Source organism: Peribacillus alkalitolerans, assembly GCF_010882125.1.
GTDB lineage: Bacteria > Bacillota > Bacilli > Bacillales > DSM-1321 > Bacillus_BN > Bacillus_BN alkalitolerans.
Genome location: NZ_JAAGVZ010000021.1, coordinates 45588 through 57170, shown reverse-complemented (window position 1 = coordinate 57170; position 11583 = coordinate 45588). Strand labels below are relative to the sequence as shown.

Sequence of the window (11583 nt, the reverse complement as noted above, 5' to 3'; positions counted from 1 at the left end):
TGGGGGTTTCCCCCTGTGAGAGTAGGACGTTGCCAGGCAATGAGAAGAAGATCAGCTGAAGAGCTGGTCTTTTTTGTTTGTTCTTTTTTAAATAACCGGAAGGTTATCAGCCCCTCAAATGAACAAAGGAAGATAAAATATAGAAAACACCGACGAGGGAGGTCCGAGGAGTACAAGGAAGAGAAGGAGCGAAGCCCGGAGTGTGCTAGGCACATGAGGACTGAGTGACTGAAGCTGACGCAGGAATCCGACGGACATCGCTTGTCGGCATCCGAACACGGAAGTTAAGCTCGCGCGCCGATGGTAGTTGGGGGTTTCCCCCTGTGAGAGTAGGACGTTGCCAGGCAATGAGAAGAAGATCAGCTGAAGAGCTGGTCTTTTTTGTATCTTCAGAAATAACCGGGAGGTTATATAATCATTAAATGAAACATGAGATTGAGGAATAAAGCTTAAAGTAAAATACATCAGAACAGAAGAATTGCACTAATAAAAGAAAAAATCAAGTAAGACATACACGGAAAGAGCCTAAGCTACATAGGATAGTATAGGCCAATATCCCAGGTGGATGAACGATTCGAAAAATTGTATACAAATTAAGGGTTTCGGGCAGAATAGGGGTATGGAGGTGGAGGAATGAACAATTTGGCAAAGCATTATGGGGAAATATGCATTGTATGTGAGAAAGAAAAGCAAATGGGCATACACCTTTATACATCTTTTGTGTGTGAAGAGTGCGAGAAAGAAATGGTTACAACAGAAACGAGTGATCCACGATATAAATATTTTCTGGATCAATTAAAGAAGATTACTAAACCAGAAATTTTTTCTTAGGGAGATTCTATTTATAGAGTCTCTCTTTTTTATACTATCAGACAGTATTTTGATACACTTAATCTACTAATTATATAAAGGAAGAAGAACATGAAATTACAGCAGATTAGATTGCCGTTGTTTGAAGTATTAGAGAGACACCGAAAAAGTGGAGCGCTCTCATTTCATGTCCCAGGACATAAAAATGGTTTGATTCTTTCTAACGAGATGCCAGAGGCGATCAAGGGCTTGTTAGCATATGATATGACAGAATTACCTGGATTAGATGATTTACACCATCCCGAGGAAGCTATTTTAGAGGCTCAACTATTGCTTTCTGATTTTTATCAGTCTAAAAAGAGCTATTTCCTGGTGAATGGTTCAACAGTTGGGAATTTGGCGATGATATTAGGGGTTTGTCAGGAAGGAGATGTAGTTCTTGTACAAAGGAATTGTCATAAGTCCATTCTTCACGGCTTGATGTTAGCTAAAGTTGAACCTGTTTTTCTGCAACCTGAATTAAATGATGAATGGAAGATGGCAGGAGGGATTACCGTTGAAGGTCTTCAAGAGGCAATTTTATCTTTTCCTGATGCAAAAGCTTTAATAATCACTTCACCTGATTATTACGGGAAAATTCATATGCTAGAACCTATCATTAATTTAGCACACAAATACCATATTCCAGTCCTGGTAGATGAGGCTCATGGGGCACATTTCGTGCTGGGGAGTCCATTTCCGGCTAGTGCAGCACAATTTGGTGCAGATATAGTGGTCCACTCCGCACATAAGACTCTTCCTGCCATGACGATGGGGTCATACTTACATATATATAATGATAGAGTGGATGAACAAAAAGTAGAAATGTATTTGCAAATGCTTCAATCGAGCAGTCCTTCTTATCCCATCATGATGAGTCTAGATCATGCTAGACATTATCTTGCAAATTTTGTGGAAGAAGACATAGTGTATACTTTGGACGAAATGGAAAGGTTTAAACAAGATTTAAGATTACTAAGTGGGGTAAAAGTGTTAGAAGGACCGAAAGTAGACCCGTTAAAGGTTACTTTACAAGTACTAGATGGATATTCGGGGTTTCAGTTATTGGATGCCTTACAAGAGGCAGGAGTATTCGCAGAATTAGCCGATCCTTATAATGTATTGTTTATATTACCTTTACTAAAAAAAGGACAACCATTCCCATATCAAAGTGCATTAAGAAGAATCTCATCAGCCATTGAACAAATAAAGAGGAAGTTTCAACCTGCAAGGAAGGACATTCCTTTTTATCAACCAAGTCATCATTATTCAAAGTTAGAGTATTCGTTTAAAGAAATGGGTATGAAAAAGAAAGTACTCGTATCTATTCTTGAAAGCGCGAATAGGGTATGTGCAGAAATGATTATTCCATATCCACCTGGTATTCCGTTGATCATGAATGGGGAGATCATGACTCATCAGACATTATCTTATTTAACAGAGTTGATCGATTTAGGAACTCGTTTTCACGGTGGAAGTTTGTTACGAGAAGGAAAAGTATGGGTCTATGAATAATTCTAATTCTTAGGGTTTCGCCTTGAAGAATGTTGTATACTAAACAGCATAGATACCATGGAGGTAAAGGAATGGATAAGGGTATGTTCATTACAATTGAAGGGCCAGAAGGGGCAGGAAAGTCGACTGTCATCCCATTACTAGGTGAAAGGCTCCAACAACAAGGTTGCAAAATTCTAATTACTAGAGAGCCTGGTGGAATTTCGATATCTGAGCAAATTCGGCATGTCATATTAAATAAAGAAAATACGAGTATGGATGGTAGAACGGAAGCATTACTGTATGCAGCTGCTAGAAGACAGCATTTAGTAGAAAAAGTGGTTCCTGCTTTACAAGAGGGATATATTGTATTGTGTGATCGTTTTATTGATAGTTCACTTGCTTATCAAGGATACGCTCGAGGTTTGGGAATTGATGAAGTCTTTAAGATTAATGAATTTGCGATTGAAGGCCGAATGCCCCATCTAACTCTTTATTTTGATATCGAACCAGAAGAGGGTTTGAAAAGAATCTCGTCGAATGAGGAGCGAGAGCAGAATCGCTTAGATTTAGAAGCCCTTTCTTTCCATCATAAAGTTAGAGAAGGATATATGAAGGTAAAGCAGATGTTTAATGAAAGGTTCTATACTATTGATGCATCACAACCCATTGATGCGGTCGTTGAAGAAGCTGAAAAAAAGGTACTAGAGTCGATTAACAATCTTTCGCTGAAATGATAGAGAAGTATGCTTCTCTACTTGATATAATGGAATTAAACTTAACCAATATTCAGGAACACGAATACAATAACTCGGGGGGTGCTTTATTTTGAAGATGATTATTGCGGTAATACAAGATAAAGATAGCAACAAGCTATTGAACGCATTGGTGGACCATAATTTCCGTGCAACAAAACTTGCAACCACAGGTGGTTTCTTAAAATCTGGAAATACTACCTTCATGATTGGTACAGAAGACATTCGAGTTGAAAAAGCTTTGCAAATCATTAGAGATAATTGTAAGGCGCGTGAGCAACTAGTTGCGCCTGTATCACCAATGGGGGGCAATGCTGATTCCTATGTTCCGTATCCTGTTGAGGTTGAAGTAGGAGGAGCCACAGTCTTTGTTCTTCCTATTGAAAATTTCCTACAGTTTTAGTAAGCGGAGGCTTTTCATATGAAAATCAATCAAGAGCTTCATCTTAAATTGGATAAAATATCAAAAGAGCAGAAATCCATTTCTACTGGGAACACAAGGTTTCAGTCTCTTGTTCAAAAACAGGACCAAAAGCTACAATATGAAGCATTAAACAAGCTACTTGTGGATATTGAGGGTGCGGGCGAGCGTATGGCTAGGTCCCGCACTTTTAAGGATTTAGCTAAATATAAGAACCTAGTAAAGAAATTTGTTAAAGAAGCAGTCAACTTCGGTATGGAACTGAAGCAGTCACATAGCTGGAACCAGTTTGGACAAAGTAGGCCATTGAAGACAGTTGAGACCATTGATCAAAAGCTAGTCGAGCTTACGGAAGATGTCATGAATAAAGAAAAAGAATCAATCGATATTTTAGGAAAAATCGGTGAAGTAAAAGGCTTATTGATAAATCTATACACATAAACGGGATGATAGTGATGGTTAAACAATGGAACGAACTCAAACAGGTCCAACCTGAAGTGCTGACGATGCTAGAGAATAGCATAAAGAAACATCGGATTTCACATGCCTATCTCTTTGAAGGTGAACGAGGGACGGGGAAAAAGGACATTGGGATTGCATTTGCAAAAAGTCTTTTTTGCTTGGATCCAACAGAAGGTGTGATCCCCTGTGAAGTATGTTCGAACTGTAAGCGGATTTCGAATGGAAACCATCCGGATGTTCATATGATTGAGCCAGATGGATTATCTATAAAAAAAGAACAGATCCATCATTTACAAGGAGAATTCAATAAAAAAAGCGTTGAATCAAAACGAAAAGTCTACCTGGTTGTTCACGCGGATAAAATGACTGTACAGGCAGCCAATAGTTTACTGAAGTTTTTGGAAGAACCACATGAAGGAACTACAGCAATTTTACTGACCGAGCAAATACATAGAATGATTCCTACTATCCTATCAAGGTGCCAAGTTATCACACTCAAACCACTCTCACCAATGCATATAAGAGTCAAATTAGAGGATCAAGGCATTTCATCACAAACATCTTACATTATTTCTCAAATTACACATAATTTTGAGGAAGCCTTGCAAATTAGTTCTGACGAATGGTTTGCACAAGCTCAAAAAATAGTGTTAAAATTATATGAAGTGCTCCAACCTGATTCTTTAAAAGCATTGATATATTTACAGGAAGAATGGATGGGTCACTTTAAGGAAAAAGAACAGCTTGATAGAGGTTTAGATTTGTTACTTCTTATTTATAAAGATTTATTATACATTCAGTTGGACAAGCCAGAATTAGTTGTTTATCAGTCAATGATCGGAAACTTTGAGAAAACGGCTTGGTTGTTGTCTCAAAAGAAACTGGCTGAAAAAATGGAAGCAATCCTAGAGGCTAAAAGAAGGCTGATGTCCAATACAAATCCACAGCTGGTCATGGAACAGCTAGTGTTGAATTTGCAGGAGGGGTCATCATTTGTATGATGTAGTAGGCGTCCGCTTTAAAAAAGCGGGGAAAATATACTACTTTGACCCGGGTGAGCTTCAGATTCCAAAAGATGAGTTTGTGATTGTCGAGACAGCTCGGGGAGTGGAATTTGGCAAAGTGGTTATTGCCCGGAAACAAGTAGAAGAGAATGATGTAGTTCTGCCTTTGAAAAAGGTTCTGCGAATTGCAGATCCGAAAGATCGTTTAATTGTAGAGGAAAATAAATCAGCTGCGAAGGAAGCATATGAGGTATGCTCACAAAAAGTCAGTGACCATAAACTCGACATGAAGCTTGTTGATGTGGAATATACTTTCGATCGAAATAAAGTGATTTTCTATTTCACAGCTGATGGACGTGTGGATTTTCGAGAATTAGTCAAAGATCTTGCAGCCATTTTCCGCACTCGAATTGAACTGCGCCAAATTGGGGTGAGGGACGAAGCAAAAATGCTTGGAGGCATCGGTCCTTGTGGAAGAATGCTTTGTTGTTCGACTTATCTAGGGGACTTTGAACCAGTGTCCATAAAAATGGCAAAGGATCAAAACCTATCCTTGAATCCTACAAAAATCTCCGGTCTTTGCGGAAGATTGATGTGCTGTTTAAAGTATGAAAATGATGAATATGAAACTGCCAAAGAGCAGCTTCCAGATCTCGGGGAATTGATTACGACTCCAAATGGAAAAGGCAAGGTAGTAGGGCTTAATATTCTAGAACGAGTACTTCAAGTAGAATTGGTCGAGCAGGAGAGAGTATTAGAGTATACTTTAGAAGAAATTCTAAAAGAGGGAGCCGTTTCTATTCAAGCCACAGATTAATGAGGCGGTGAGGGCGTGGATAAAAAGGAAATTTTTGATTCTGTTAGTAATATGGAGACGCAAATTGGTCATCTCTATAAACAACTAGGAGATTTAAAAACGCATGTAGCGGGTATTTTAGAAGAAAATAACACGTTGCAAATAGAAAATGAACATTTACGAAGACGTTTGGATCAGGTTTCTTCCAATCAAAAGCCAGTTGTAAAAGGCAAAAAGTCTTCGAAGGTTCGTACGTCAGAAAAGGGTGAAAAGGGCTTTGATGTAGGTGAGGGGTACGATAATCTTGCCCGCCTATATCAAGAAGGATTCCATATTTGTAATCTCCATTTTGGAAGTCCACGAAAAGAAGGCGATTGCTTGTTCTGCCTTTCATTCTTAAATAAAAAGTAAGCTATTTTATTTTGTAGATTAGATCTTTTTAGGTGCATAGTTTGTTCACTTTGCATTTTTAAGTTAAAGCCTTCCAATCTGGGAGGCTTTTTTTATAATTGAGTAACGATAAAAGGGCAGCATAGAAGAAAAGACGTAGTGAACATTTTTAAAATTACGTATAATGGATCAACTAAGTCTAGACTTCCCTTTAAAGCTTTCAATCTGCGAGCTTTGTTATAGATAGGTAAAGAGAGGTGTACTCCATCCATGTTGTTACATGATGACGAACGTTTGGATTATTTATTGGCTGAGGATATGAAAATCATCCAGAGCCCTTCAGTGTTTTCTTTTTCACTTGATGCGGTTTTATTGGCAAGGTTCATACATATTCCCATCCAAAAGGGAAAAATAGTTGACTTATGTTCAGGAAATGGTGTTATTCCATTGCTTCTAAGTAATAGAAGCAAAGCAGAAATCATAGGTGTGGAAATACAAGAAAGACTATATGAGATGGCAACAAGAAGTATTGCTTTTAATGATAAACAGAACCAAATACAGATGGTACATGGCGATTTAAAAGAAGTGACGCAACATATAGGGCATGCTAAATATGATGCAGTTACTTGCAATCCACCTTATTTTCCAACTCCCTCTGAGGAAGAAATCAATAAAAATGTGCATTATGCGATTGCAAGACATGAAATCATGTGTACGTTGGAAGATGTTGTACGTGTAAGCAGCCAACTCTTGAAGCAAGGGGGAAAAGCGGCTTTTGTCCATCGACCTGGAAGGTTATTAGATATTGTAACGTTAATGAGAAAATACCGGCTGGAACCGAAAAGACTTCAATTTGTCTATCCTAAACAAGGGAAAGAAGCAAATGCTCTTCTAATAGAAGGAATCAAGGATGGAAACCCAGACTTAAAGATCCTTCCGCCATTTGTTGTCTACGATGAGAACAATGAGTATACCGAAGAAGCACGTTATATGTTATATGGAGAAAAATAAGCATTTTTTTTATGTCCTTAAGTGTAAGGATGGAAGTTTATATGCGGGTTACACAACCGATTTGAACCGTAGGGTACGTATGCATAATGAAGGCAAGGGTGCAAAATATACCCGAGGTAGAGGTCCAGTTTCATTGGTTTTTTCTTATGAGTATTTGTCAAAAGAAGAAGCCATGCGAACAGAATACTGGTTTAAAAGATTACCTAGAACGAAAAAGGAACGTATCATAGCTAAGGAGTTGAATATTGTTGATCTCACAGCAAAAAAGTTTTGCAAATGAAGGAAACGAAGCTGTTTTATATCTTGTCCCGACTCCGATTGGAAACTTGGAGGACATGAGCTTTAGAGCCATCCGGATTTTAAAGGAGGCACATGTCATTGCAGCTGAAGATACACGCAACACCAAAAAATTATGTAACTACTATGAGATTGATACTCCGATTATCAGCTATCATGAACATAATAAACAAATAAGCGGTCAAAATATTGTAGAACGCATTCAATCAGGACAGACGATTGCTCTTGTGAGTGACGCAGGAATGCCGACCATATCCGATCCAGGCTACGAACTAGTTCGTGAAGCAATTGAGGTGGGAATTCCTGTCATCCCTCTTCCAGGCGCCAATGCTGCATTGACGGCACTGATTGCTTCGGGCATTGCACCTCAACCCTTTTATTTTTACGGGTTTTTAGGCAGAAGTTCAAAAGAAAAGAAGAAAGAATTAGAGGAGTTAAAGTATATCAACTCAACGATAATTTTTTACGAATCACCCCACCGGTTAAAGGAAACCTTGAAGCATATGGGGCAAATCTTTGGGAATCGATCTATTGTATTGTGCCGTGAACTAACGAAAAAATTTGAAGAGTTTATAAGGGGTTCTATTGAAGATGCTATCCATTGGGCAGAGGAATCTGAAATTCGAGGGGAATTTTGTTTGATTATTGAAGGATCAAAGGAATCAGCTCCACTAGAAGAGAACGATTGGTGGCAAGAATTATCCATTTCCCAACATGTGCAGTTTTATATAGAAGAAAAAGGAGTAACGAACAAAGAAGCAATTAAACTAACCGCGAAAGACCGCGATTTGAATAAAAGAGATGTTTATCATGCCTATCATGTAGAATGAAACATACAAAAAAGCGATCCCAGAATGGGACCGCTTTTTATTACTTTACTAATTCAAGGTTTTCAGAGATTTCTTTTAAAAGAAGTTCTGCACCTTCACGGCTAAGTACTAATTTTCCGCTAGCTAATGACAAGTTGTTATCAGAAACTTCACCAGTTACTTGGCAAGTCATGTTAGGCTTATATTTTTTAAGGATGATACGCTCATCATCTACATAAATTTCTAAAGCATCTTTTTCTGCAATTCCTAATGTACGGCGCAATTCGATCGGAATAACTACGCGTCCTAATTCATCAACTTTACGAACAATACCTGTAGATTTCATTTTCATGTTCCCCTCTCAAGATAAAATAATAATGTTTCTAGCTCTCGATTTCTTTTTCTATAATTCGTCATGATTCGACAAAATTTTATAATGTTTTTATAATACCAAGCATTCCCATTTTCGTCAATCATTTTATTAAAACCCTTAATTAGTAAAATAATCCAGACTTAAGAATGTGGTAAAATCAATAATTTACATACATTATACGACATTTGGCCATTAATAGGCATATGACAAACAACTTACTTTTAATTGAATCATTGACTGATTATAGGAGAATCATACCATGATATTCGACATTAATCGACATTAAACTACATCCTTTTAAACCAGAATTCTCCATTTTTGTCGATGAAATCAATGTTTTTTACTAAATTCAGAGCTGATTTTATTTTACTACTATAGTTGTTGTCCCTTTTATGAAGCAGTGGATAATAAACAGAGGGTTAACCGTGTATATTTTGTTGCAAGAACAGCAAAGATGGTAGTGGTTGGCCGTGGACGCAATAAATAGGGGATATTTTCTTTTTTGTCCATAGAGGTTGCAGTAAATCACTGAAATCTTGGTATAATGAAAGAATATGAAGGATTTCAGATACTTGTAGAGTAAGAAAAAAATGATTAGGGGTACGTGTATTGCATCTAGGACCAACAAGTAGTTTTCTGATTCTAAAGAAGTAGATGAGATTCCAATTACTTAAATAGATTGGTAAGAAAGAATGGAGGATGGACATGGAGGAAAAATTAAAGACTTTTTATATTACTACACCGATTTATTATCCGAGCGGAAATTTACATATCGGACATGCCTATACGACAGTAGCTGGAGATGCGATGGCCCGTTATAAGCGTCTAAGGGGATTTGACGTCATGTACTTGACGGGTACTGATGAGCATGGACAAAAGATCGAACGCAAAGCTGCTGAGGAAGGAGTAACTCCTCAACAGTACGTTGATGGCATCGTATCGGGTATTAAGGAATTGTGGAAAAAGATGGATATTTCTTACGATGATTTCATCAGAACAACTGAAGATCGTCATAAAAAAGTAGTCGAGAAAATCTTCCAACAACTATTGGACCAAGGTGATATTTATTTAGATGAGTACGAAGGCTGGTACTGCACACCTTGTGAGTCGTTCTTTACTGAAAGACAAGTCGAGAATGGAAACTGCCCTGACTGTGGAAGACCGGTTGAGAAGGTTAAAGAGGAATCATATTTCTTTAAGGTCAGCAAGTATGTCGATCGACTACTTCAGTATTATGAAGAAAATCCAACTTTCATCCAGCCTGAATCCAGAAAGAATGAAATGATCAATAATTTCCTAAAGCCTGGACTTGAGGACCTTGCTGTTTCCCGTACCACATTTCAATGGGGCGTAAAGGTTCCAGGCAATCCTAAACACGTCATTTATGTTTGGATCGATGCATTGTCCAATTATATTACAGCTCTAGGATATGGCACGGATAATGATTCAAAGTACTTGAATTATTGGCCAGCGAATGTCCATTTGATGAGTAAAGAAATTGTTCGCTTCCACACGATTTATTGGCCAATCATGTTGATGGCATTAGACCTACCTCTTCCAAAGCAAGTATTTGCCCATGGATGGTTATTAATGAAAGATGGTAAAATGTCCAAATCTAAAGGGAATGTGGTCGATCCCGTTACTCTGATTGATCGTTATGGACTGGATGCATTGCGTTACTACCTACTTCGTGAAGTTCCATTCGGTTCCGATGGGGTATTTACTCCAGAAGGATTCGTTGAGCGTATTAATTTTGACCTAGCAAATGACCTTGGCAATTTGTTGAACCGTACAGTGGCAATGATCGATAAGTATTTCAATGGCGTCATTCCTACTTATTCAAGTTCAACAAGTGATTATGAGCAACAGCTCTTGTCGATGAATCATGAGGTTGTTGAGAAATATGAAGAAGCAATGGAGAAAATGGAGTTTTCAGTTGCTCTGACTACGGTATGGGGACTTGTCAGCAGAACAAATAAGTTCATTGACGAAACACAACCATGGGCACTCGCTAAAGATGAAAGCAAGCAACAAGACCTTGCAGGGGTAATGGTCCATTTAGCGGAATCCTTACGTAGAATTGCTGTCCTGCTTAAACCATTCATGACTCAGACACCAGATAAAATCTTCAACCAGTTGAGCATTTCCGCTGAAGAATTAAAGACTTGGGAAAGTCTTGAAAAGTTTGGCGTTATTCCTGCAGGCACTAAAGTGGAAAAAGGGGAGCCTATTTTCCCAAGGCTTGAAATGAAAGACGAGATTGAATATATCAAAATGAAGATGCAAGGCGGTTCAGCTCCAGTTGCAGAAGAAAAACAAGATGCTAAAGTCGAGCAAGCCGAAGAGATTTCAATTGATGATTTCATGAAGGTAGAGCTTAGAGTGGCTCAAGTCATTGAAGCGGAACCAGTCAAAAAAGCAGATAAATTATTAAAATTACAGCTTGATTTAGGTTTTGAAAAACGACAAGTGATTTCAGGAATCGCACAATACTATAAACCTGAGGAATTAGTAGGCAGGAAAGTAATTTGTGTAACGAATCTAAAACCAGTCAAATTAAGAGGCGAGCTTTCTCAAGGGATGATTTTAGCTGGTAGCGAGAATGGCCAACTATCTTTAGCGACTGTTGATCAAACTTTACCGAATGGTGCAAAGGTCAAATAATAATATCGGGATATAAATTAGGGTACCAGGCATTTAATATTCTAAGTTAATAAATCAAAAAAGATGTTCCACGTGGAACATCTTTTTTTTGTGAAATAAAATTTTGGTAGAAAAGTTTTTCAGGAAATGGCTCATAAAAAATGCGTGATGGCAGAATAGTATAGAAAGGCCACATCAATGCACATCATTTGCAATACACCCTTAAGTATGTAGAATTAAAAGAATATATTGGAAGTGCGAATGGAAAGTATGAGGGTC

At 38.0% G+C, this 11583-nt stretch carries 13 protein-coding genes; 12 read left to right on the top strand and 1 reads right to left on the bottom strand.

All coding sequences use genetic code 11. From position 1 onward, the window contains the following. Nucleotides 1-633 precede the first annotated feature (633 nt). The 11 genes from G3O09_RS18540 (at nt 634) to rsmI (ending at nt 8309) form a co-directional block, all read left to right on the top strand. On the top strand, nt 634-831 hold the full coding sequence (locus G3O09_RS18540) for a sigma factor G inhibitor Gin (RefSeq protein ID WP_108672151.1): 198 nt from the start codon (nt 634-636) through the stop codon (nt 829-831). 90 nt (nt 832-921) lie between these two features. After that, nucleotides 922-2364, top strand: coding sequence for an aminotransferase class I/II-fold pyridoxal phosphate-dependent enzyme (locus tag G3O09_RS18535; protein ID WP_163102929.1), 1443 nt, complete (start codon nt 922-924; stop codon nt 2362-2364). A 71-nt stretch (nt 2365-2435) separates the two neighbouring features. Then, on the top strand, nt 2436-3080 hold the full coding sequence (gene tmk / locus G3O09_RS18530) for a dTMP kinase (protein WP_163102928.1): 645 nt from the start codon (nt 2436-2438) through the stop codon (nt 3078-3080). A 91-nt stretch (nt 3081-3171) separates the two neighbouring features. Then, nucleotides 3172-3501, top strand: coding sequence for a cyclic-di-AMP receptor (locus G3O09_RS18525; RefSeq protein WP_163102927.1), 330 nt, complete (start codon nt 3172-3174; stop codon nt 3499-3501). Between the two features lie 18 nt (nt 3502-3519). After that, entirely contained in the window at nt 3520-3960 is a 441-nt protein-coding gene (locus G3O09_RS18520; protein WP_163102926.1) for a YaaR family protein, read from the top strand. A gap of 14 nt (nt 3961-3974) precedes the next feature. After that, nucleotides 3975-4982, top strand: coding sequence for a DNA polymerase III subunit delta' (gene holB / locus G3O09_RS18515; protein WP_163102925.1), 1008 nt, complete (start codon nt 3975-3977; stop codon nt 4980-4982). Further along, complete coding sequence (gene ricT / locus G3O09_RS18510; protein WP_163102924.1) at nt 4975-5802, top strand: competence/sporulation regulator complex protein RicT; 828 nt, start codon at nt 4975-4977, stop codon at nt 5800-5802. Before holB ends, ricT begins: the two co-directional genes overlap by 8 nt. 15 nt (nt 5803-5817) lie before the next feature. After that, the gene (gene yabA, locus G3O09_RS18505; protein WP_163102923.1) at nt 5818-6192 is read left to right on the top strand and encodes a DNA replication initiation control protein YabA; all 375 of its coding nucleotides are present in this window, start codon (nt 5818-5820) and stop codon (nt 6190-6192) included. 249 nt (nt 6193-6441) lie between these two features. Then, nucleotides 6442-7182, top strand: coding sequence for a tRNA1(Val) (adenine(37)-N6)-methyltransferase (locus tag G3O09_RS18500; protein ID WP_163102922.1), 741 nt, complete (start codon nt 6442-6444; stop codon nt 7180-7182). Further along, nucleotides 7169-7462 (top strand): GIY-YIG nuclease family protein, encoded by a 294-nt coding sequence (locus G3O09_RS18495; RefSeq protein ID WP_163102921.1) that lies wholly within the window; start codon nt 7169-7171, stop codon nt 7460-7462. Before G3O09_RS18500 ends, G3O09_RS18495 begins: the two co-directional genes overlap by 14 nt. Then, nucleotides 7434-8309, top strand: a complete 876-nt coding sequence (gene rsmI / locus G3O09_RS18490) for a 16S rRNA (cytidine(1402)-2'-O)-methyltransferase (RefSeq protein WP_163102934.1) — start codon at nt 7434-7436, stop codon at nt 8307-8309. The genes G3O09_RS18495 and rsmI overlap by 29 nt, the downstream gene beginning before the upstream one ends. A 40-nt stretch (nt 8310-8349) precedes the next feature. Here the strand turns inward: rsmI and G3O09_RS18485 are convergent, their stop codons facing one another. Further along, nucleotides 8350-8634, bottom strand: a complete 285-nt coding sequence (locus tag G3O09_RS18485; protein ID WP_108672156.1) for an AbrB/MazE/SpoVT family DNA-binding domain-containing protein — start codon at nt 8632-8634, stop codon at nt 8350-8352. Between the two features lie 732 nt (nt 8635-9366). On the opposite strand from G3O09_RS18485, the gene metG reads away from it, so the two are divergent. After that, nucleotides 9367-11325: a methionine--tRNA ligase gene (gene metG, locus G3O09_RS18480; protein WP_163102919.1), complete on the top strand. Its 1959-nt coding sequence runs from the start codon at nt 9367-9369 to the stop codon at nt 11323-11325. The last annotated feature ends 258 nt before the right edge of the window (nt 11326-11583 follow it).